This window comes from Bordetella pseudohinzii (genome assembly GCF_000657795.2).
Classification (GTDB): Bacteria; Pseudomonadota; Gammaproteobacteria; order Burkholderiales; family Burkholderiaceae_B; genus Bordetella; species Bordetella pseudohinzii.
The window spans coordinates 429392-451929 of the sequence record NZ_JHEP02000002.1 but is presented as its reverse complement, the minus strand read 5'-3'; the positions used below and the strand labels follow the sequence as shown (position 1 = coordinate 451929).

Here is a 22538-nt window from a genome sequence, read left to right as displayed (position 1 = left end):
GCTTGGTTGCGTTGTCAAAATCGTCTAACATGCTGTCTTCTTCATTGAGTTTCTTTCAATTTTCTGCGCCGTGATGGCCGGGCCTGCCCGGAAGCCATGGCGCTGTCATCCGGAAAGCCTGCCCCCCGGGCCGCGCTTTCTGCTGTGAGTGTCGGTTTGTATTGGCGGTTTTGCCCGTCTTCCGCACAACCCCCTTAGCTCCACGGCATGGCCTGCGATGTTTCGCATTGGCTGTGTCCCTGAACCTATGGAGGCAAAAGCCATGCGTTTCACCCCCCTGAAGGCCCTGGCCGCAACGGCCCTATTTACCGTTTTCGCCGGCGCCGCCCATGCCGCGCCCCAGTGCGAAATCAAGCGTCCCGTGAAGTTCGGCGGGATGAACTGGGAATCCAACCTGGTCCTGGTCGACGTCGAACGTTTCATCATGGAAAAGGGTTACGGCTGCAAGACCGAAGTCCTGCCCACCGAGACCCTGCCCGCCCTGGCGGCGCTGGAGCGCGGCGATCTGGACGTCAATACCGAGATCTGGCTGAACAGTGTCGCCGCTCCCTGGGAGAAGGCCGAAAAGACCGGCAAGGTCAAGCGCGTGGGCGATGTCTATCTGGGCGGCGAGGCCTGGTTCATTCCGCGCTACACGGCCGAACGCTATCCCGAGCTGAAGTCGGCGGCCGACCTGCCCAAGTTCAAGGATAAGTTCAAGGATCCCGAAGAGCCGGGCAAGGGCCGCTTCTACGGCTGCCCGGCCGGCTGGGGCTGCGAGGTGACGAGCACCAATCTGTTCCACGCGCTCAAGCTCGATGACAGCTTCACCCTGTACTCGCCGGGCACCGGCGCCGCGCAGAAGGCGGCTTTGATGTCGGCCTACAAGCGCAAGCAGGACGTGGTGTTCTATTACTGGTATCCGACGCCCCTGGTGGGCGCCATGGACCTGGTCAAGCTGGAGCTGCCTCCCTACGACGCCGAGAAGCACAAGTGCCTGACCGCGCCCAAGTGCGACAACCCCCAGCCCAGCGCCTATCCGGACAATCCCGTCTTCACCGCGGTGAGCACGGCCTTCTCGCAAGAGGCGCCCCAGCTGACCGGCTTCCTGTCCAAGGTGGCCGTGCCGCGCGAACAGATGGACGAGACGCTGGCCCACATGGAGTCGTCGGGCGATGACTCCGCCGACGTGGCGCAGTGGTTCCTCAAGAACAAGGCCGACGTCTGGAAGAAGTGGGTGCCCGCCGATGTGGCCACCCGTGTCGAGGCCTCGCTCTGAGGCCATGCCGGCCCCTCCCCGGGGCCGGGGGCGGCCCCGCCGCCCCCATCCGGCCGCGATGGCCGCGATGATTTTCCCGAGCATGCCTTGACCGCCGCGGTGGCATGCAATCTCCCGGAAGAGGAGTTCTCCGATGTTTCCTGAATGGATACCTGCGAAATCCGTGCGCGGGGCGATCGATCGTTTCGTCGATCACCTCGTGACCCAATACGCCGACACGCTTGAAGCCCTGGCCAGCCCGGTGCTGAAGGTGCTGGTCTGGCTTGAGCACCTGCTGCGCACCTCCCCTTGGTGGGCCGTGGTGCTGGCCACGGTGGCGATCGCCTGGCTGGTGAGCCGGCGCATCGGCCTGAGCGTGGCCATGGGCGCGCTGCTGTGCGTGATCGGCCTGCTCGGCCTGTGGGACGCCGGCATGCAGACGCTGGCGCTGATGATCATGGCCGCCGGCCTGTCGGTGATCATCGGCATCCCGCTGGGCATCCTCATGGCCCGTGTGCAATGGCTGCGCTCGGCCATGCTGCCCGTGCTGGATGTGATGCAGACCATGCCCAGCTTCGTCTACCTGATCCCGGTGGTGATGCTGTTCGGCCTGGGCAAGATCCCCGCCCTGATCGCCACCGTCATCTACGCCGTGCCGCCCCTGATCCGTCTGACCGACCTGGGCATCCGCCTGGTCGACCGCGAGGTGCTCGAAGCCTCGCGCGCCTTTGGCGCCAACTCGCGCCAGCAGCTGTTCGGCGTGCAACTGCCGCTGGCCCTGCCCAACATCATGGCCGGCGTGAACCAGACCACGATGATGGCCCTGTCCATGGTGGTGATCGCCTCCATGATCGGCGCGCGCGGACTGGGCTATGAAGTGCTGCTGGGCATCAACCGCCTGGAGGTCGGCCGCGGCCTGCTGGCGGGCCTGGGCATCGTGGTGCTGGCCGTATTGTTTGACCGCATCACGCAGTCCTATGGGCAGCGTGTGCGAGTAGGAGGCCAACGATGAGCAAGATTGAAGTCAAGAACATCTACAAGATCTTCGGGCCGCACCCGCAGAAATGCCTCAAGGCCGCCCAGGACGGCATCAGCAAGGAAGCGCTGCTGGCCGAAACCGGCCATACCCTGGGCCTGCGCAATATCAGTCTGTCGATAGACGAAGGCAGCATCTTCGTCATCATGGGCCTGTCCGGGTCCGGCAAGTCCACGCTGATCCGCCATTTCAATCGCCTGATCGAGCCCAGCGCCGGCCAGATCCTGGTCGATGGCGTCGATGTGGTGAGCCTGAACAAGCGCGAGCTGGAGACTTTCCGCCAGAAAAAGATGAGCATGGTCTTCCAGCGCTTCGGCCTGTTTCCGCACCGCACGGTGCTGGACAACGCCGCCTACGGGCTGACCGTGCAGGGCGTGGCCCGGGCCGAGCGCGAGCAGCGCGCCCGCCACTGGCTGGAGCAGGTGGGCCTGAGCGGCTTTGAATCGCAATATCCGCATCAGCTGTCCGGCGGCATGCAGCAGCGAGTCGGCCTGGCGCGGGCCCTGGCCACCGACGCCGAAATCCTGCTGATGGACGAGGCCTTCTCGGCCCTGGACCCGCTTATCCGGCGCGAGATGCAGGACCATCTGCTGCAACTGCAGGCCAAGCTGAACAAGACCATCGTCTTCATCACGCATGATCTGGACGAGGCCTTGCGCCTGGGCAACCGCATCGCCATCCTCAAGGACGGCGAACTGGTCCAGGAAGGCACGCCGGAAGACATCCTGCTCAGTCCGGCCAACGATTATGTGCAGGCCTTCCTGCAGGATGTGAACCGCACCAAGGTGCTCAATGCCGCGCATGCGGTCAATCCGTCGCGCCTGACGCTGACCATGCGTTCCCGTCCCGCGCACTCGCTGGAGCGCATGCGGGCGCTCAATTACGAGTATGCCCCGGTGCTGGACGGCAAGCGGCTGGCCGGCGTCCTGACCGAGCAGGCCGCCGTCCGCGCGCAGGAAGAGGGCGCCCGCGATGTGTCGCGCTATGTCGAGGACCTCGCCTCCGTGCCGGCCACGGCCGGTCTGGACCAGGTGCTGTCGCAGCTGGTGCACAGCGACCAGCCGGTGGCTGTGACCGGCGAGGACGATGAGTTCATCGGCATGCTCTCGCGCAAGAAGGTCGTCGAACTGGTCGCCCCCGTGGTGGCCGAGAACAACGAGGCGGCCGCGCAGTCGGATGGGGCCGAGCAAGCCCAGGATTAAGCCTGGGCATGACGCCAAAGCGGGGCTATGATGGGACCCCCTTCGACAGGGGGTGTCCCCCCCTTTTTTTCGGAATCCGCCATGCCCATCCTGAATGTCCAGATCATGCAGGGCCATACGCCCGCCGCCAAAGCCGCCTTGCTCAAGGGGCTCAGCCAGGCTGTCGTCGACAGCATCGCCGCGCCGGTCGCCAGCGTGCGCGTCACCCTGCAAGAGGTGGCCTCCGAGCACGTCATCGTGGCGGGAGAGCTGGGCAAGGCAATGGCCCTCGTCACGGTGGACCTGATCGCCGGGCGCAGCGTCGAGCTCAAGGCCGCCCTGATCGCCGCCCTGAACCAGGCGGCCTGCGACAGCATCGGCATCAGCGGCCAGGACGTCCGGGTGGTGCTGCGCGATGTGCCCAAGACGGATATGGGCGTGGCCAATGGCCTGAGCGCGGCCGCCGCCGGACGCTGAGGCGCGAGTATGATGTTCGTCTGAGATAACCATTCAAGGAGGAGCATCATGAAAGAAGTATTGGTCGTCGCGGGCGCCCGCAGCGCGATAGGCGATTTTGGCGGCGCCCTGAAGGATGTGGCGCCCTGCGACCTGGGCGCCACCGTCATCCGCGAGGCGCTGAACCGCGCCGGCGTCAAGGGCGACGAAGTCGGACATGTCGCGGTGGGCAACGTCATTTGCACCGAGCCGCGCGACATGTATCTGTCCCGCGTGGCCGCCATCAGCGCCGGCATCAGCAAGGAAACCCCCGCTTTCAACGTCAACCGGCTGTGCGGCTCGGGCTTGCAGGCGGTGGTGTCGGCCGCCCAGGGCATCATGCTGGGCGACACCGAGATCGCCGTGGCGGCCGGCGCCGAGAGCATGAGCCGCGCGCCGTATATCGCGCAGGGCCAGCGCTGGGGCGCGCGCATGGGCGACAGCGTCATGATCGACATGATGACCGGCGCGCTGTCGGATCCCTTCGGCCGCATGCACATGGGCGTGACGGCGGAAAATGTGGCGGCGCGTTTCGGCATCAGCCGCGCCGACCAGGACGCCCTGGCCGCCGAGTCGCATCGCCGCGCCAGCGCCGCGATCGCCGCCGGCTATTTCAAGGATCAGATCGTCCCGATCACCATCAAGACCCGCAAGGGCGATGTGGTCTTCGAGGTGGACGAGCATGTGCGCGGCGATGTGACCGCCGAAGGCCTGTCCAAGCTCAAGCCGGTCTTCCAGAAAGAAAACGGCACGGTCACCGCGGGCAATGCCTCGGGCCTGAACGACGGCGCGGGCGCGCTCGTCCTCATGGAAAGCAGCGTGGCCGCCCGCCGCGGCGCCAAGCCCCTGGCCCGCCTGGTGGCCTACGCCCATTCGGGCGTGGACCCGGAAATCATGGGTATCGGGCCCGTGCCGGCGACGCAGGCCGTGCTCAAGCGCGCCGGCCTGACGGTCGACCAGCTCGATGTCATCGAGGCCAACGAGGCCTTCGCCGCGCAGGCTTGCGCCGTGACGCGCGAACTCAAGCTGGACCCGGCCAAGGTCAATCCCAATGGCAGCGGCATCAGCCTGGGCCATCCCATCGGCGCGACCGGCGCCATCATTACCGTCAAGGCCTTGTACGAGCTGCAGCGCGTCAAGGGCCGCTATGCGCTGGTGACCATGTGCATTGGCGGCGGGCAGGGTATCGCGGCGGTGTTCGAGCGCGTCTGATCCCGCTGAAAACAGGCGGCCGCAAGGCCGCTTTTTTTTTGCGGCGCTGTTTTCAGTAGCTCAGTGATTCGATGCGATAGGCCTGCTGGCCGGTGGCCAGCCAGCCTCGCGGCTGCCGGCTGTCCAGGCTCAGGCGCAGCGTGCTGCCCAGCCTGAAGGCTTGCAGCAGTCTGTCGGTCTCGGGACTGGACAGCGGCGCATCCAGGCATCCCGCGGCCGCGGCGACGCCGCGCCGGCTGAAGAGCGCGCAAACCTTGCCTTCCAGGCGTTCGAGCATGCTGATCTGTACCTCGAGGTAGCGCAGGCGGCCCTGCTCATCGGGCAGGACGGGCCGCGGAGCGCGGTCGGCGTGCAAGGTGGCGGACGAGCCCAGGCAGAGGTTGCGCGGCAGGCTGCCGGCCTCGGCCGGCGGCGTGGCAAGCAGGGTGCCGCCTTCCGGGCGGCTGAGATATTTGCCGTCGGCCAGGCCATAGGCGCCGGCGGGCAAGCTGCGCAGCCGCGCAAGCAGTTCGGGCTGGCGGGCCTGTTCGACGGACAGGGCTTGATAGAAATCGGGACAGTGCCCGTAGCCGGGGCCGATGAGCAGCGGACGGGGCCAGGGTTGCGCCTGGGCTGCCCCGGCAAGCATGCCGGCCAGCAGCAAGGGCCAGCGGGCAAGGGATGGGATAGGCATGCGCGGACCTGGCTAGGGCTGGATCTGCGTGATGCGGAAGGCCTCCTGGGCCTGCATGGGCGCGTAAGGCCTGGTGTGGTCGAGGTAGACCTTGAGCCGGCGGTTTTCTATCAGGCTGTCCGCCAGGCGCGCGGCCTCGTGGGCGGGCGCGCAGCCGGCGATGACCAGCTCCTGCCCACGGCCGAAGAGCGCGCAAACGATATCCGCCCGGCGCTCCAGCGCGAGGGTGCGGACATCGGAGTAGAAGCCTATGCCCTTGGCGTCCAGTTTGCGCCGGGCAGCCGCCGGACCGCGATGCTCGGCCGGAACCCCGCTGATGAAGTCCTGCGCCCAGGGCGGGAGCTGGCCCAGCATCCCGCCCTGCTGCAGGAAGGTGAAAGCCCGCGCGGGCAAGGCCGCCAGCATGGCGGCCAGGAGCGCCAGGCGCCAGGTCCGAAGATAAAAGGGACGCATTTGGTCGCTCCTGGGATAGAAAGGATTGACCATAGCGAGCGCCGGCGCGGGCATGGCGCGCCAGGCGGCAGAATCAGGCCAGTCTGTCAGGCTGGCAGCGAGGGTGCGTACTGCTGTTGCGGCGATTGTTTCTTGCGGTGGAATTCCACCACATGGCGCACGACTTTTTCGGGGTCGTCCTCGATGATGAACAGGTCCAGATCATGCGCGCCGATCATGCCGTTGCCCAGCAACTGCTCGCCCAGCCAGTCGATCATGCCGTGCCAGAACTCGCTGCCCACCAGCACGATGGGCGCCGGCGGCACCTTGCCCGTCTGGATGAGGGTCAGGGCCTCGAACAGTTCGTCCAGCGTGCCAAAGCCTCCGGGCATGGACACATAGGCCATGCTGTGCATGAAGAAAGTGGCCTTGCGGGAGTAGAAGTACTCGAACGACAGGCTGATGGTCTGGTAGGCGTTGTTGTGGGCCTCGTGCGGCAGGCTGATATTCAGGCCTATGCTGGTGCCGCCGGCCTCGTAGGCGCCTTTGTTGGCGGCCTCCATGATGCCGGGGCCGCCGCCGGCGATGACGGCGAAGCCCTCGCGGGCCAGGGCCGCCGAAATGGCGACACTGGTCTCATAATAGGGAGAATTCCGGCTGACCCGGGCGCTGCCGAACACGCTCACGGCCGGCCCGATATCCGCCAGCCTTTCGGCCGCGGTCCGTATCTCTGACATAATCACCGGAATTTGTTTGCCGGCGGGTATGTCCATTTCTGCCTTTGTAACCATGAAAAAAACCTTGTTGCTGGTAGACGGTTCGAGCTACTTGTACCGCGCCTTCCATGCCATGCCGGATTTGCGCAATGCCCAGGGAGAACCGACCGGGGCGCTCTATGGCGTGATCAACATGCTGCGCAAGTTGGTCCAGGACCACAAGGCAGAGTATGCCGCATGTATTTTCGATGCGCGCGGCAAGACGTTTCGGGATGATCTCTATCCCGACTATAAATCGCATCGTCCGCCGATGCCCGAGGATCTCGCCGCGCAGATCGAGCCCATCCACGCCGCGATCCGCGCCCTGGGGTGGCCGGTGCTGGCCGTCGAGGGCGTCGAGGCCGACGACATCATCGCCACGCTGGCGCGCCGCGCCACCGAGGAAGGCCTGCATACCGTTGTGTCAACGGGTGACAAGGACCTGGCCCAGCTGGTCAACCCCCAGGTCACGCTGGTCAACACCATGACCGGCGAGGTGCTGGACGAAGCGGGCGTGGTCAACAAGTTCGGCGTGCCGGCCGACCGCATCGTCGACTATCTGATGCTGGTGGGCGACGCCGTGGACAATGTGCCGGGCGTGACCAAGGTCGGACCCAAGACCGCCGTGAAGTGGCTGAGCGAATTCGGCTCCATCGACCGCCTGGTCGAGCAGGCCGACAGCATCAAGGGCGTAGCCGGCAATAATCTGCGCGAGGCCGTGGCGCGTTTCCCCCTGACCCGCCAGCTGCTGACGGTCAAGGATGATTGCGACCTGGGCGCTTTTCTGTCCTCGCCCGAGGACCTCAAGCCGCGCGAGCCGGATCGCGAGACGCTGGGCGCGCTCTACGACCGTTATGGTTTCCGGAGCTGGCTGCGCGAGCTGTCGGGCGATGCCGAGCGCGTGCCCACGGGCGATGCGCGCGCCGCCGAGGTGGCGCATGAGGCGCCCGTCGAGCAGCACTATCAGATCATCACGGAGTGGTCGGACCTGGAAGCCTGGATGGCGCGCGTGGATGCGGCCGCCCTGGTCGCCCTGGACACCGAAACCACTTCGCTGGACGAGATGCAGGCCAGGCTGGTGGGTCTGTCCATGGCCGTGGAGCCGGGCGTGGCCTGCTATATCCCGCTGGCGCACCGGGGGCCGGAGGCCGGCACGCAACTGCCCCTGCACGAAGTCCTGGAGCGCCTGCGCGGCTGGCTGGAAGACCCCTTGCGTCCCAAGCTGCTGCATCACGCCAAATACGACACCCATGTCTTCGCCAACGAGGGCGTGGCGCTGCGCGGTGTCACCGAGGACACCATGTTGCAGGCCTATGTGCTGGAGTCGCATCGCGGCGTGGGCCTGAACGACCTGGCCCAGCGCTTCCTGGGGCGCAGCGGCGTCAATTACGAGGACCTGTGCGGCAAGGGCGCCAAGCAGATCGGCTTTGACGAGGTGGCGGTGGACAAGGCGGGCTTCTATGCCGCCGAGGATGCCGATTTCACCCTGCAGCTGCATCGCGCGCTGCGCCCGCGCGTGGCGGCCAACGCCGGCCTGGAGCGCATCTACGCCCTGGAGCTGGAGGTCTCGCGCGTGCTGGTCGTGATCGAGCGCAATGGCGTGAAGGTCGATGCCGCCGAGCTGGGCCGTCAAAGCAATGACCTGGGCCGCGAGATGTTGAGCCTGGAGCAAAAAGCCTATGAGCTGGCCGGCCAGCCCTTCAATCTCAATTCGCCCAAGCAGCTGGGTGAAATCCTTTTCGGGCGCATGGGCCTGCCGGTGGTGCGCAAGACGGCGGGCGGGGCGCCCTCGACCGATGAAGAGGTCTTGTCCAAGCTGGCGCAGGACTATCCGCTGCCGCAGGTGCTGCTCGACTATCGCGGCCTGTCCAAGCTGAAGTCCACCTATACCGACAAGCTGCCGCGCATGATCAATCCGGCGACCGGCAGGGTGCACACCCATTATTCGCAGGCCGCGGTCATCACCGGACGCCTGGCGTCCTCCGATCCCAATCTGCAGAACATCCCGGTGCGCACCGAGGCCGGGCGCCGCGTGCGCGAGGCCTTCGTGGCCGAGAACGGCGGCTTGCTGCTGTCGGCCGACTATTCGCAGATCGAATTGCGCATCATGGCGCATGTGTCCGACGACGCCAATCTGCAAGGCGCATTCGCCGCCGGCGAGGACATCCACCGCGCCACGGCGTCCGAGGTCTTCGGCGTGCCGCTGGCCGAAGTCTCCAGCGAGCAGCGCCGCGCGGCCAAGGCCATCAACTTCGGCCTGATCTACGGCATGGGCGTATTCGGGCTGGCGTCCAACCTGGGCATCACGCGCGATGCCGCCCAGGCCTATATCGACCGTTATTTCACGCGCTATCCGGGCGTGGCGCGCTATATGGACGACACCCGCCGCCTGGCGCGCGAGCAGGGCTATGTCGAAACCGTCTTCGGCCGCCGCCTGCAGCTGCCCGATATCCGGGCCGCCTCGGGGCCGCGCCGCCAGGGCGCCGAGCGCGCCGCCATCAACGCCCCCATGCAGGGCACGGCGGCCGACCTCATCAAGCTGGCCATGGTGGCCGTGCAGGATTGGCTGACGGCCGAGAATATGCGCGCCCGCCTCATCATGCAGGTGCACGACGAACTGGTGCTCGAAGCGCCCGAAGCCGAGGTCGAGGCCCTGCGCCTGGCCGTGCCGCGCCTGATGAGCGAGGTGGCGACGCTGCGCGTGCCGCTCATTGCCGAGGTCGGCGTGGGCCGCAACTGGGAGCAGGCGCACTGAGGCCGGCGCGCAAGCGCCTTTCCTCGCGCGCCACGAGCGCCACCGCCGTCAGCACCAGGCCGGCCAGCGCATACCAGGTCAGGGCGTAGACCAGGTGGTTGTCGGCAAAGCGCAGCACGGTCAGGCCGCCTGCCGGCGCCCGGGCCGGGTCCGGCGCGCCGGGCGCGGCTTCGGCATCAATGAAGTAGGGCGCCACCACGCCCAGGCCGCGCGCCCGGGCGATGCCTTGCACATCGCGCGAATACCAGCGGTCGGCCCCGGGGTCATTGCGGCGCAGAAAACCCCAGCCGGGCTCGCCCATGCGCAGCAGCCCCTGGACCGTGACGGTTTCCGGGGGCGCTGGCGTCTGGCGCCATTGCGGCAGCACGAAACCCCGGTTCACGAGCAGGATGCTGCCATCGTCGCGCAAGAGCGGCGTCATGACCCAGTATCCATCGCCCATCGCGGTCACGGCCTTGACCAGGGCCTGCCGGCCGTAGTCATAGCGCCCGGTGGCGCTGACGCGGCGGTACTCCGCATTGGCGGCGGTCAGGCCGGCCCAGCGGTCCGCGCCGGGCGCGGGGACGCGGTCGGCCCGCAGGCGGGCCTGGACTTGCGCGATCAGCTCATGCTTGAAGGCCCGCCGCTGCAGTTGCCAGCTGCCCAGCGCGCATAGCGTGAAGAAGGCCAGGGCGGCGGCCAGGCCCAGGAGGATCAGGGACCGGGCGCGGCGCGGCGGCTTGTGGCGCGGCGCCTCATCAAGGGATGTTGCGCCAGTCATGCGTGGTCATGGGCATCATGTTGGCGTCCAGGTGATACATGATCCAGATCGAGCCGCTCAGGGTGATCACGACCAGCACCAGGGTGAAGATCAGCGCCAGCAGGTTCCAGCCGCTTTCCGACTTGGTGTCCATGTGCAGGAAGTAGACGATGTGCACGACGATCTGGACCGCGGCCAGGGCCAGGATCACCAGCGCCGTGGTGCGCGAGGTCTCGAACACGCGGGCCATCACGATCCAGAACGGAATGGCCGTCAGGATGGCGGCCAGGATGAAACCGGTCACATAGCTTTTCAGCGTGCCATGCGGGGCATCCTCGTGATGTCCGTCGTCATCATGGCCGTGGGCGCTGTGGGCGTTCATGGCAGGACTCCCATGAGATAGACGAAGGTGAATACGCCGACCCAGATCAGGTCCAGGAAGTGCCAGAACATGGACAGGCACATCAGGCGCCGCCGGTTGGCGGGGATGAGGCCGTGCAGACGCAGTTGCGCCATCATCGTCAGCAGCCACACGATGCCGAAAGTGACATGCAGCCCGTGCGTGCCGACCAGCGTGAAAAAGGCGGACAGGAAGGCGCTGCGCCCGGGCCCGGCGCCCTCGGCGATCAAGTGGGCGAACTCGTAAAGCTCCAGCGAGAGAAAGCCCAGGCCGAGTATGCCGGTCACCGCCAGCCAGGCCTGCACGCCGCCCAAACGCTTGCGCTGCATCTCCAGCATGGCAAAGCCGTAAGTGATGGATGACAGCAGCAGCAGCGAGGTGTTGACCGCGACCAGCGGCAGGTCGAAGAGCTCGGCGCCCGTCGGGCCGTCGGCGTAGTTGCGGCCAAGCACTCCATAGGTGGCGAACAGGCAGGCGAAGATGAGGCAGTCGCTCATCAGGTAGACCCAGAAGCCCAGCAGCGTGCCGTTCTGGGGATGATGCGCTTCCGGCACGTAGAAGACCGGTTCGGCGGCGCGGTCGGCGCCGCCGGCTTGAGAGGTGGCCAGGGTGTCAGACATGGCTTTCCAGTAGGCGGGTGCGCGCTGTTTCGGTGCGCAGGACTTCGTCGGCCGGCACGTAGTCATCGCGCTGGTAGTTGAAGGTATGGATGATGCTGATCACGATCAGGGCGGCAAAGGCCAGCACGGCCAGCGGCCACATATGCCAGATGAGGGCAAAACCCAGGCCGACGCTGAGGCCGGCCAGCACGATGCCGGCCCAGGTGTTTTTCGGCATGTGGATGGGGATGAAGCCGCCCTGGGGCCGCTGGTAGCCTTGCTGCTTCATCTGCCACCAGGCGTCCAGGTCGTGCACGCGCGGCGTGAAGGCGAAGTTATAGGCCGGCGGCGGCGAGGAGGTCGACCACTCCAGGGTGCGCCCATCCCAGGGATCGCCCGTGGTGTCGCGCAGGGACGCGCGGCGGCGGTAGCTCACGATGAGCTGGATGATGAAGCTGGCGATGCCCAGCGCGATGAGCGCCGAGCCCAGGGCCGCCACCTGGAACCAGATCTGCAGCGACATATCCTGGAAGTGGCTGACGCGGCGCGTGACGCCCATCAGGCCCAGCACGTAGAGCGGCATGAAGGCGAGGTAGAAACCCACCAGCCAGAACCAGAACGAACACTTGCCCCAGAAAGGATCCAGGCGGTAGCCGAAGGCCTTGGGAAACCAGAACGTGATGCCGGCCATGAGACCGAACAGCACGCCGCCGATGATCACGTTGTGGAAGTGGGCGATCAGGAACAGGCTGTTGTGCAGCGCGAAGTCCGCCGGCGGAACGGCCAGCAGCACGCCGGTCATGCCGCCGATCACGAAGGTGACCATGAAGCCCAGCGTCCAGAGCATGGGCACTTCGAACTGGATGCGGCCGCGGTACATGGTGAACAGCCAGTTGAAGATCTTCGCCCCGGTCGGGATGGAGATGATCATCGTCGTGATGCCGAAAAAGGAGTTGACGCTGGCCCCGGAGCCCATGGTGAAGAAGTGGTGCAGCCACACCAGATAGGACAGCACGGTGATCACCACGGTGGCGTACACCATGGAGGCATAGCCGAACAGGCGCTTGCGGCAGAAGGTGGCCACCACTTCGGAGAAAACGCCGAAGGCTGGCAGGATCAGGATATAGACCTCGGGATGGCCCCAGATCCAGATCAGGTTCACGTACATCATGGCGTTGCCGCCGAGCTCGGTCGTGAAGAAATTGGTGCCGACATAGCGGTCCATGCTGAGCAGGGCCAGGACGGCGGTCAGCACGGGGAAGGCCGCCACGATGAGCACATTGGTGCACAGCGAGGTCCAGGTGAAGATGGGCATGCGCATCATCTTCATGCCGGGGGCGCGCATCTTGACGATGGTCACCAGCAGATTGACCCCTGAGAGCAGGGTGCCCACCCCGGCGATCTGCAAGGCCCAGATGTAGTAGTCCACTCCCACGTCCGGGCTCTGGGCGATGCCCGACAGGGGGGGATAGGCCAGCCAGCCCGTGCGCGCGAACTCGCCGACGAACAGCGACATCATCACCAGCAGCGCGCCGCCGACCGTCATCCAGAAGCTGAAGTTGTTCAGGAAGGGAAAGGCGACGTCGCGCGCGCCGATCTGCAGCGGCACGATGTAGTTCATCAGGCCCGTGACCAGCGGCATGGCCACGAAGAAGATCATGATGACGCCATGCGCGGTGAAGATCTGGTCATAGTGATGGGGCGGCAGATAGCCGGCCGAATCGCCGAAGGCGATGGCCTGCTGCAGGCGCATCATGATGGCGTCGGCAAAGCCGCGCAGCAGCATGATCAGCCCCAGCACCATATACATGACGCCGATTTTCTTGTGGTCGATGCTGGTGAACCACTCGCGCCAGAGATAGCCCCATTTGCCGAAGTAGGTGATGGCCCCCACGAGCGCCAGGCCGCCCAGCGCCACGGCGATGAAGGTCGCCAGCAGGATGGGTTCGTGAAAGGGGATGGCCTCCCAGGTCAGGCGGCCGAAGATGAGGCTGTTGTGTTCTGGCTGGTCAATCATCTCGACTCCAGATAAAAAGCGGCGCCGCCGCTCAGAGCGTGAGGTCTTTCTCCGAACGGCAGAGGGGCCCCAGGTAGCGATCGGAGGCGGCGGCATTCAGGGCCGGGCCGCGGGCATGCGGCATGCTGCAGGGGCGCGCCGGATCGACGCAGCGCCCGACGATGGCATCGAACAGGCCGGGCGCCACATCGCTGAAGTGCTGCACCGGATTGCGCTCGCTGGGCCGCGCCAGCTTCAGATAGGCCTCGCGGCTGAGCATCTGGCCTTGCGCGCGGGTCCGGTCCACCCATTGCTGGAAGCCGGTCTCGTCCACGCCATGGAAGGCAAACCGCATGCCCGAGAACCCCGCGCCGCTGTAATTGGCCGACAGGCCTTCGTATTCGCCCGGATGATTGATGACGGCATGCAAGGTGGTCTGCATGCCGGGCATGGCGTAGATCTGGCCAGCCAGGGCGGGGATGAAAAACGAATTCATCACCGTCGACGAGGTGATGCGGAACTGGATCGGCCGGTCCACCGGCGCGGCCATCTCATTGACCGCGGCGATGCCTTGCTCGGGATAGAGGAAGAGCCATTTCCAGTCCAGCGCCACCACCTCGACCACCAGCGGCTTGGTGCCGGCCGGGATGTCGCGGCCTTCGGACAGCCGCGCAAGCGGGCGGTAGGGGTCGAGCTGGTGCGTGCTGACCCAGGTCAGCGCGCCCAGGGCGATGATGATGAGCAACGGCCCGGCCCAGATCAGCAGTTCGAGCACGGTGGAGTGATTCCACTCGGGGGTGTAGCGCGCGGCCTTGTTGCTTGCCCGGTAGCGCCAGGCGAACCAGAGCGTGAGGATGATGACCGGCACGATGACGATCAGCATCAGGCCGGTTGAAATGAGGATCAGATTGCGCTGCTGGACGGCGATATCCCCCGAGGGCGATAGCAGCACGGCATTGCATCCCGTCAGCAGGGACAGGAGACCGATCGGCAGTATTCCGCGGAACCTTGGGAAGGACGGCATGACCATACCCCGTGACGAAACCGTGGGACGTAGCTGCAACACTACGCCCGACGGCGCGGAAAATCCAGCCCATTTCAGGGGCGGCCGGCCGGCGGGCGTTGCGCGCCCGCCCCGGGCCGGATTGACGCTTGCGGCCCGGCCGGACCTGGGCGTACCCTAGAAACCGCAGTCTGTGGGCAAGGTATAGCCGGAACCTCCTTTCGCGAGTGAACCTATGTCGACCTCCACGCATTATCCCGGCCAGGCGGCCGAGGCAGACGGGCACGACGGCCACGCCAAGGTGGCGCCCGGCGAGATTGCCGTCGGCGTCGTCATCGGCCGCGCCTCCGAATACTTCGATTTCTTCGTGTTCGGCATCGCCTGCGTGCTGGTCTTTCCGCAGGTGTTCTTCCCGTTCGAGGACAGGCTGGAGGGCACCCTCTGGTCTTTCGTGATTTTCTCCTTCGCCTTCATCATGCGCCCCATCGGCACGGCGCTGTCGATGGCCGTGCAGCGCCGCTGGGGCCGGGCCACCAAGCTGACGCTGGCGCTGTTCGTGCTCGGCACCGCCACGGTCGGCATGGCCTTTCTGCCCAGCTATGACGCCATCGGGATGCATGCCATCACCTTGCTGGCCGTGTTCCGCTGCCTGCAGGGCCTGGCTTTCGGCGGTTCATGGGATGGACTGCCTTCGCTGCTGGCGCTGAATGCGCCGCCGGGGCGCCGGGGCTGGTACGCCATGCTGGGCCAGCTGGGCGCGCCTGTCGGCTTCCTGATCGCCAGCGCCTTGTTCCTTTTTCTGCTGCGCACGCTGAGCGGGGCCGACTTCCTGGCCTGGGGCTGGCGCTATCCTTTCTTCGTGGCCTTCGCCATCAATGTAGTGGCGCTGTTCGCGCGGCTGCGGCTGGTGGTGACCGAGGAGTACACGCGCCTGCTGGAGGAAGGAGAGCTGGAGCCCCTCAGCGTGACCGAGGTCGTGCGCGCGCAGGGCTACAACCTCTTCATCGGCGCCTTCGCCGCGCTGGCCAGCTATGCGCTCTTTCACCTGGTCACGGTTTTTCCCTTGTCCTGGATCGCCGTGAGCGGCACGCAGCAGATCTCGGATGTGCTCACGGCCCAGCTCATCGGCGCCGTGCTGGGCATCCTGGGCACCATTGCCTCGGGCATGCTGGCCGACCGCATCGGGCGGCGCACCACGCTGGGCCTGCTGGCCGCGCTCATCGGCGTCTATGCCTTGTTCACGCCCTGGCTGCTGGGGGGAAGCCCCAAGGCGCAGAACGCCTTCATCCTGATCGGTTTCCTGCTGCTGGGCCTATCCTATGGCCAGGCCTCGGGCACGGTGACGGCCAATTTCATGCGGCGTTTCCGCTATACCGGCGCGGCCCTGACCTCCGACATGGCCTGGCTGGTCGGGGCGGCCTTCGCGCCGCTGGTGGCCCTGGCCCTGTCGGCGCGCTTCGGGCTGGTGGCGGTCAGCATCTACCTGCTGTCGGGCACGGCCTGCACGCTGCTGGCCCTGCGGATCAACCGGGCCCTGGAAGCGCGGGATTGAGCCGTCCCGGGGGCGAAGCGGAGGCGCGCATCCCTCCTGCCCGTTTGAAACAATATAATATTGCGCTTTCCGCCACCCTCATCCCATTCCCATGCTGCTTCTCTGGATCATTCTGGCCACGGTCACAGGCGGCTTGATCGCGGTCGCCATCGCCCATTGGCTGGCCTACCGCGTCTTTGCCCAATACCTGCACCACATGGTCAGCCTGTCAGTGGGCGTTCTGTTGTCGGTGGCGCTGCTGCACCTGTTGCCCGAAGCCTTCGAGCAGGCCGGCGCCGGCGTGCACACGCTCTTCGGCCTCATGCTGGCCAGCTTGATCGGCTTCTTCGTGCTGGAGAAGATCGCGCTCTTGCGGCACAGCCATCATCACGAGCATGATGGCCATCATCATCACAAAGGCCATGACCGCCACGAGGCCCGGCGCGGCGGCGTCCTCATCCTGATCGGCAGCTCGCTGCACAATCTTTGCGATGGCGTGCTGGTCGCCGCGGCCTTTCTCACCGACCCGATTCTCGGCGTGCTGACGGCGGCCTCCATCATCGTGCACGAGGTCCCGCATAAGCTGGGCGACTTCGTGGTGCTGATCAATGCGGGCCTGCCGCGCCGGCGCGCCTTCGGGCTCATCCTCTTCACCAGCCTATGCACGGCCATCGGAGGCGGTGTAGGATACTTCGTGCTGCAGGAAGCGCAGACCCTGGTGCCTTATGTGCTGGTGGTCGCGGCCAGCAGTTTCCTCTATATCTCGGTCGCCGACCTCATGCCGCAGATGCACGAGCGCGTGGCCGTCTCCGACGCCGTGCCGCAGCTCTTGCTCGTGGCCGTGGGCGTGGCCATCATCTATGGCGTGACCACTTTCATGCACCATGGTCATGACCATAGCCGTGACCGCGCCGGGACGGCGCTCGAAGCGGACCACCATCGCCACTGACGGCCAGGCGGGCGGCCCCTGCCATCCGGAGTCCGCTCATGAGTTTCGCCCCCGCCGCCGGCGCCGCCGCTGCCACCACCATCCATACCGATACCCAGGGGCTGGCCCAGGGGGATTTCGCGCTGCCCGTGCCTGGCGGCACGCAGCAGGCCTATTACGCCGCGCCCGAGGGCGTCAAGGGCGCGCCGCTGGTGCTGGTGGTGCAGGAGATCTTCGGCGTGCACGAGCACATCAAGGATATCTGCCGCCGCCTGGCCAAGGCCGGCTATTTCGCGGTGACCAGCAATCTCTACCAGCGCCAGGGCGATGCGTCGGCCTATACCGACATCCCCAAGCTGGTGGCCGAACTCGTCGCCAAGGTGCCCGACGAGCAGGTCTTTGGCGACCTGGACGCGGCCCTGGCCTGGGCCCAGGCGCAAGGGGCGGACGCCTCCCGCCTGGGCATCACCGGTTTTTGCTGGGGCGGGCGCATCACCTGGATGTACGCGGCCCATAACCCCAAGGTCAAGGCCGGCGTGGCCTGGTATGGCAAGCTGGCTTCCGGTCACGGGCCGCTGATCAAGTCCGTGGCCTTCGACGTGGCCGGCGCCTTGCACGCCCCCGTGCTGGGCCTGTATGGCGCCCAGGACTCCAGCATCCCGGTCGAAGACGTGCGCGCCATGGAAGCCAAGCTGGCCGCCGGCAATGCCGCCTCCAAGGCCTCGAGTTTCGTGGTCTATCCCAATTCGGGCCATGCCTTCCTGGCCGATTACCGCCCCAGCTACAACGCCGAGGACGCCAAGGACGGCTGGGCCCGCATGCTGGCCTGGTTCGAGCGCTACCTGAAAGCCTGAGCCATCTGGCGGCCGGGTTCAGGTCACATAGTTGGCGACATAGGCCAGGTCGGCGACGGTATCGACCGCGCCGGCCTGGCGCAGTTTGCCGTCATGGCCCGGCGCGATGTGCGAGGCGCCGGTGTAGCCCAGCACGCGCATGCCGGCCGCGCGGGCGGCCTGCACGCCTGGCACGCTGTCCTCGACCACCAGGCAGTGGTCGGGCGTCACCCCCATGCTGTCGGCCGCGAACAGAAAGATGTCGGGCGCCGGCTTGCCCCGCTTGACCTGGCTCACGCTGAAGATATGCGGATCGAACAGCGGCCACAGGCCGGTCAGGCCCAGCGCCGTGCGCAGCTTGTCCGGCGTGCTGCTGGAGGCCACGCAGAACGGCACCCGCCGCGCGCGCAAGGTGTCGACCAGGGCCTGCACATGGGGCAGGGCACGCAGGTCGTTCTCGAATATCCGTGCCAGATGGGCGGCGTAATCAAGCTCGAAGCCGGCCGGCAGCGTGGTGTGGAATTCGGCCTGCAGGGTCAGCCACATATCGTGGTCGGGAATGCCGGCGAAGCGCCGCGCGGCTTCCTCGGGCGAAATAGGGATGCCATGGGCCGCGAGGGCCTGGGATTGGGCGCGGGCAGCGATGATTTCGCTGTCGATCAGGACGCCGTCGCAATCAAAGATGACAAGCTGAGTATTGAGCCGTGCCATGACGCTCCGCCTGTGAGGGTGCCGGCATCTGCCCGGCCCGGCTATGTTGCAGCCTGGCGGGCGGCGCGTCAATCGGCATTGGCGTCGCGCAGCCGGCTGGGCAGCAGTTCGCCGTGGCGGGCCAGCAGGGGATAGGCCGCCGCGCCGACCAGGTGCGAGTTGATGCCCTTCATGTCGCGCAGGATGTCCAGGTAGAGCGCGCCGGCCTCGGCGGCATCGACTTCGCCGCCCTTGATCTTGTGCAGATGGGCTTCGGCCGCCTCGGCCTCCATGGCGCGGAAACGCGATTTTTCGCCGGCCAGAGCGCGGGCCTGGCGCAGATCGTCATTGACGAACAGCGCGGCGGCCTGGCGCTGATTGGCCACCAGGGCGGCGAGCGTGTCGTCGATATGGGCGCGCTGCTCGGGCGAGAGCAGCAGCCCTTGCTTGCGCAGGCGCGAAATATGGCCCAGCAGCCCATGGAAGGCGATGTCGGCCGCGTGCCCCACGTTGCTGGTGAAGGCCAGGATGCTGTCGAGCTGCTGGCGGTCTTCCTGGGTGAGGTTTTCCTGGTCCAGCGTGGCGATATAGGTGGTGATGGCGTTTTCGAGCTTGTCCAGCGCGCTGTCGAGCTGGCGGGCCTGCACCATGCGGTGCCGGTTGTCGCGCTTGAAGCCCGCGCGGGCATAGAGCAGCAGGGTCTGCAGCATGTCGGTCATGCGCAGCGCCTCGCGCCGCGCATTGCCCAGGGCCACGGCGGGCATATCATGGGCCCATTCGTCCAGGTATTGCGGCCGCGCCGGATCGTTGGGGTCGCTGCGCTTGGGCAGCCAGCGCGACAGCAGCGCGCCATAAGGCGTGAGCAAGGGCAGGAAGACCAGGGCGACCACGATGTTGAAGGCGGTGTGGAAGTTGGCCACGACGCGGCTGGGGTCGGTCTCCAGCTTGGCCATGAGCGGGCCGATGTAGGGCAGGAGGATCAGGCCGGCCAGCACGCCCGCGACGCGGGTCAGCAGATTGCCCAGCGGCAGGCGGCGGGCGGCCGGATCGTCGCCCGTGACGCCTTCGATCATGGGATTGACCGCGGTGCCCAGGTTGGCGCCCAGCACCAGGGCCATGGCGACGTCCACGCTGACGACCTGCTGGCTGACCAGCGACATGATGAGCACGACCACGGCGACGCTGGAGTGCGCGGCCCAGGTCAGGGCGGCGGCCAGCAGCACGGCCAGCACGGGCTGGGAGGCCAGCGATTGCAGGATGACGGACAGCAGGGGAGCCTGCTCCAGCGGCTCGAACAATTCGACCAGGGCGTGCAGGGCCATGAGCAGCAGGCCCAGGCCGATGAAGACCCGTCCCAGGTCGCGGGTGCGTCCGGGCGGATAGCGGCGGAACATCCACACGCCGGCCAGGATGAGCAGAGGGGCCAGGGAGGTCAGGTCGAAGGACAGCAGCTGCACGATCAGCGTCGTGCCGACGTTGGCGCCCAGCATGGCCGCCAGCGCGGGGACCAGTCCGACCACGCCGCCGGCGGCAAAACCCGTGATCATCAGACCGGTGGCCGTGCTGCTTTGCAGGGCGGCGGTGATCCCCAGGCCGGCCACGAAGGCCCGGGCGCGGGTGCCCAGCGCGCGCCCCAGGGCGGCGCTCAGGGCCGCGCCGAAGGCGCGCTGCACGCCCGTCTGCACCATGTGCACTCCCCAGAGCAGCAGGGCGACATACCCGGCGAAATCCAGCATGGACAGCAATCCCGACATAGTTCTCCTGAGGCTCGCGGCCTGACGCTAATCTGAATATGACACGTAATAATTCTGTAATAATCGCACGTCCCGCTTCCGGGGGGAAACACGGCGTCCGGCCTGGTCCGCGCCGCCGCGGCCGCCGCGTATCATGAGGGCATTATGCGCCGGCTGCGTCCGGCAGGAGGTTCCAGGTGGCAGTTTCCGTCTTCGACCTGTTCAAAATCGGCATCGGCCCGTCCAGCTCGCATACCGTGGGGCCCATGCGCGCGGCGCTGCTTTTTGTGCAGGGCCTGGAGCGCGATGGGCTGCTGCCCGCGGTGGCCAGCCTGCGCTGCGAGCTTTATGGCTCGCTTGGCGCCACCGGCAAGGGTCATGGCACCGACAAAGGCGTCATGCTGGGCCTGATGGGCGAGGCGCCCGACACCGTCGATCCCGCGGCCATCCCCGGCATGCTGCAGGCCGTGCGCGCCAGCCGCCTGCTGCCCATCCTGGGCCGGCATTCCGTGCCCTTCATCGAAAAAGAACACCTGCTTTTCTATCGCCGCGAAGCGCTGGCCGAACATCCCAACGGCATGAAGTTCCACGCCTTCGACGCGGCCGGCGCATGCTTGCGCGAGTCGCGCTATCTGTCGGTGGGCGGCGGTTTCGTCGTCACGCCCGGCGCCTCCAACAGCCAGGTCATCGCCGCCCACGACCAGATGCCGTTTCCGTTCCGCACGGGCCGCGAGCTGGTGCTCATGTGCCAGGAAAGCGGCCTGTCGGTGGCCGGCGTGATGCTGCGCAATGAGCTCACCTGGCGCGACCAGGCCGAGGTCGAGCAAGGTCTGGACCGCATCTGGCAGGTCATGCAGGATTGCGTCAGCCGCGGCTGTGGCATCGGCCACCCCGAGGCCGACGGCGATCTGCCCGGGCCCCTGAAAGTGCGCCGACGCGCGCCCGAGCTGTATCGCAGCCTCACCCAGCGCGCCGAGCGCGCGCTGTCCGACCCCTTGTCGGTGATGGACTGGGTCAACCTCTACGCCATGGCGGTCAATGAAGAAAACGCCGCCGGCGGGCGCGTGGTGACCGCGCCGACCAATGGCGCGGCGGGCATCATTCCCGCGGTCCTGCATTATTACGACCGCTTCGTGCCGCTGGCCAGCCGCCAGGGGATCCGCGACTTCCTGCTCACGGCCGCCGCCATCGGCCTGCTCTATAAGTACAACGCCTCGATCTCGGGGGCCGAGGTCGGCTGTCAGGGCGAGGTGGGCGTGGCGTGCTCGATGGCGGCCGGCGCGCTGGCCGCCGTGCTGGGCGGTTCGGTGGCGCAGGTGGAGAACGCCGCCGAGATCGGCATGGAGCACAACCTGGGGCTGACCTGCGACCCCGTAGGAGGGCTGGTGCAGATTCCCTGCATCGAGCGCAATGCCATGGCCTCGGTCAAGGCGGTCAACGCCGCGCGCATGGCGCTGCGCGGCGACGGCCATCATTATGTGTCGCTGGATTCGGTCATCAAGACCATGCGCGAGACGGGCGCCGACATGAAGACCAAGTACAAGGAAACCGCGCGCGGCGGCCTGGCCGTCAATATCGTCGAATGCTGAACGGCCTTTAGAGGGATTCCTCGTTGATGAGGTCTTCCTTGCCGTAGAACTTCACGCCGATGTGGATGCGCTCGCGGCCCTGCGCGCGGCGATGGCGGTTGGTGTCGCGCAGCGAATAGACGCAGCCGCAGTATTCCTGCTGATAGAAGTTCTCGCGCTTGCTGATCTCGATCATGCGCTGCGAACCGCCGCCCTTGCGCCAGTTGTAGGTCCAGTAGAGCATGCCGTCGTAGCGCGCGGCGGCGCGCTCGCCGCAGCCGTTGATCTGGTTCATGTCTTTCCAGCGCGAGATGCCCAGCGAGCTGGTGATCGTGTCGTAGCCATGCTCATGGGCATAGAGCGCGGTGCGTTCAAAGCGCATGTCGAAACAGACGGTGCAGCGCTCGCCCCGTTCGGGCGAGTCTTCGAGGCCCTTGACGCGGTCGAACCAGTTGTCCATGTCGTAGTCGGCGTCGATGAACTTGATGCCATGCTTTTCCGCGAAGCGGATGTTCTCCTGCTTGCGGATTTCGTACTCCTTCACCGGATGGATATTCGGGTTGTAGAAGAAGATGTCGTAGTCGATGCCCGAGGCCGTGATGGCCTCCATCACTTCGCCGGAGCAGGGCGCGCAGCAGGAGTGCAGCAGCACCTTGCCGTGGCCGGCGGGAAGTTCGAGTTTGGGGCGAAGGAGTTCAGACATGGCAAAAAACCGGCAGAAGGGGCCAACGTAAGCCCCTAT

General features: G+C 66.5%; 21 protein-coding genes. 10 read left to right on the top strand and 11 right to left on the bottom strand.

The genetic code is table 11. The annotated features are described in order from the left end of the window. Window positions 1–262: 262 nt before the first annotated feature. The 5 genes from L540_RS04270 (at window position 263) to L540_RS04250 (ending at window position 5161) form a co-directional block, all read left to right on the top strand. On the top strand, window positions 263–1258 hold the full coding sequence (locus tag L540_RS04270) for an ABC transporter substrate-binding protein (protein WP_043212315.1): 996 nt from the start codon (window positions 263–265) through the stop codon (window positions 1256–1258). Between the two features lie 133 nt (window positions 1259–1391). Continuing rightward, entirely contained in the window at window positions 1392–2249 is an 858-nt protein-coding gene (locus tag L540_RS04265; RefSeq protein WP_043212317.1) for an ABC transporter permease, read from the top strand. Further along, window positions 2246–3475, top strand: coding sequence for a quaternary amine ABC transporter ATP-binding protein (locus L540_RS04260; protein ID WP_043212319.1), 1230 nt, complete (start codon window positions 2246–2248; stop codon window positions 3473–3475). Before L540_RS04265 ends, L540_RS04260 begins: the two co-directional genes overlap by 4 nt. Before the next feature lie 81 nt (window positions 3476–3556). Further along, window positions 3557–3931: a tautomerase family protein gene (locus L540_RS04255; protein ID WP_043212320.1), complete on the top strand. Its 375-nt coding sequence runs from the start codon at window positions 3557–3559 to the stop codon at window positions 3929–3931. A 48-nt stretch (window positions 3932–3979) separates the two neighbouring features. Continuing rightward, window positions 3980–5161 (top strand): acetyl-CoA C-acyltransferase family protein, encoded by a 1182-nt coding sequence (locus L540_RS04250; protein WP_043212322.1) that lies wholly within the window; start codon window positions 3980–3982, stop codon window positions 5159–5161. Window positions 5162–5213: 52 nt separating this feature from the next. On the opposite strand, the gene L540_RS04245 is transcribed toward L540_RS04250, so the two are convergent. From L540_RS04245 to L540_RS04235, 3 genes are all read right to left on the bottom strand, one after another. Next, window positions 5214–5834 (bottom strand): toxin, encoded by a 621-nt coding sequence (locus L540_RS04245; protein ID WP_043212323.1) that lies wholly within the window; start codon window positions 5832–5834, stop codon window positions 5214–5216. A gap of 12 nt (window positions 5835–5846) precedes the next feature. Further along, window positions 5847–6287 carry a toxin gene (locus tag L540_RS04240; RefSeq protein ID WP_109842524.1) on the bottom strand — a complete coding sequence of 147 codons (441 nt, stop codon included), beginning with the start codon at window positions 6285–6287 and terminating at the stop codon, window positions 5847–5849. Between the two features lie 86 nt (window positions 6288–6373). Next, window positions 6374–7039 (bottom strand): LOG family protein, encoded by a 666-nt coding sequence (locus L540_RS04235; RefSeq protein WP_043212327.1) that lies wholly within the window; start codon window positions 7037–7039, stop codon window positions 6374–6376. Window positions 7040–7055: 16 nt separating this feature from the next. Here L540_RS04235 and polA point away from each other — a divergent pair, with 16 nt between their 5' ends. After that, window positions 7056–9776, top strand: a complete 2721-nt coding sequence (gene polA, locus L540_RS04230; RefSeq protein WP_043212328.1) for a DNA polymerase I — start codon at window positions 7056–7058, stop codon at window positions 9774–9776. Here the strand turns inward: polA and L540_RS04225 are convergent. The 5 genes from L540_RS04225 to cyoA are packed head-to-tail and all read right to left on the bottom strand — an operon-like array spanning window position 9730 to window position 14534. Beyond that, on the bottom strand, window positions 9730–10536 hold the full coding sequence (locus tag L540_RS04225) for an SURF1 family protein (RefSeq protein ID WP_048025848.1): 807 nt from the start codon (window positions 10534–10536) through the stop codon (window positions 9730–9732). The genes polA and L540_RS04225 overlap by 47 nt on opposite strands. Beyond that, complete coding sequence (cyoD, locus tag L540_RS04220) at window positions 10514–10897, bottom strand: cytochrome o ubiquinol oxidase subunit IV (RefSeq protein WP_043212331.1); 384 nt, start codon at window positions 10895–10897, stop codon at window positions 10514–10516. Before cyoD ends, L540_RS04225 begins: the two co-directional genes overlap by 23 nt. Further along, a complete protein-coding gene (gene cyoC / locus L540_RS04215; RefSeq protein ID WP_043212333.1) occupies window positions 10894–11535 on the bottom strand; it encodes a cytochrome o ubiquinol oxidase subunit III in 642 nt (213 codons plus the stop codon). Before cyoC ends, cyoD begins: the two co-directional genes overlap by 4 nt. Further along, complete coding sequence (cyoB, locus tag L540_RS04210; RefSeq protein ID WP_043212336.1) at window positions 11528–13531, bottom strand: cytochrome o ubiquinol oxidase subunit I; 2004 nt, start codon at window positions 13529–13531, stop codon at window positions 11528–11530. The genes cyoC and cyoB overlap by 8 nt, the downstream gene beginning before the upstream one ends. Before the next feature lie 31 nt (window positions 13532–13562). Beyond that, on the bottom strand, window positions 13563–14534 hold the full coding sequence (gene cyoA, locus L540_RS04205; RefSeq protein WP_082149537.1) for a ubiquinol oxidase subunit II: 972 nt from the start codon (window positions 14532–14534) through the stop codon (window positions 13563–13565). A 214-nt stretch (window positions 14535–14748) separates the two neighbouring features. On the opposite strand from cyoA, the gene L540_RS04200 reads away from it, so the two are divergent. The 3 genes from L540_RS04200 to L540_RS04190 all read left to right on the top strand — a co-directional run bounded on the left by L540_RS04200 (window position 14749) and on the right by L540_RS04190 (window position 17826). Next, window positions 14749–16065, top strand: a complete 1317-nt coding sequence (locus tag L540_RS04200) for an MFS transporter (protein WP_043212340.1) — start codon at window positions 14749–14751, stop codon at window positions 16063–16065. A 91-nt stretch (window positions 16066–16156) separates the two neighbouring features. Then, on the top strand, window positions 16157–16993 hold the full coding sequence (locus L540_RS04195; protein WP_043212342.1) for a ZIP family metal transporter: 837 nt from the start codon (window positions 16157–16159) through the stop codon (window positions 16991–16993). A gap of 38 nt (window positions 16994–17031) precedes the next feature. After that, window positions 17032–17826 (top strand): dienelactone hydrolase family protein, encoded by a 795-nt coding sequence (locus tag L540_RS04190; protein WP_043212344.1) that lies wholly within the window; start codon window positions 17032–17034, stop codon window positions 17824–17826. 18 nt (window positions 17827–17844) lie between these two features. Here L540_RS04190 and L540_RS04185 read toward each other — a convergent pair whose 3' ends face one another. Further along, window positions 17845–18516, bottom strand: coding sequence for an HAD family hydrolase (locus L540_RS04185; protein ID WP_043212345.1), 672 nt, complete (start codon window positions 18514–18516; stop codon window positions 17845–17847). A 68-nt stretch (window positions 18517–18584) separates the two neighbouring features. Further along, entirely contained in the window at window positions 18585–20249 is a 1665-nt protein-coding gene (locus L540_RS04180) for a Na/Pi cotransporter family protein (RefSeq protein ID WP_043212346.1), read from the bottom strand. Window positions 20250–20425: 176 nt separating this feature from the next. Between L540_RS04180 and L540_RS04175 the strand changes: the two genes are divergently transcribed. After that, window positions 20426–21817 carry an L-serine ammonia-lyase gene (locus tag L540_RS04175; protein ID WP_043212348.1) on the top strand — a complete coding sequence of 464 codons (1392 nt, stop codon included), beginning with the start codon at window positions 20426–20428 and terminating at the stop codon, window positions 21815–21817. A 7-nt stretch (window positions 21818–21824) separates the two neighbouring features. On the opposite strand, the gene L540_RS04170 is transcribed toward L540_RS04175, so the two are convergent. Next, entirely contained in the window at window positions 21825–22499 is a 675-nt protein-coding gene (locus L540_RS04170; RefSeq protein ID WP_043212350.1) for an epoxyqueuosine reductase QueH, read from the bottom strand. Window positions 22500–22538: the final 39 nt, after the last annotated feature.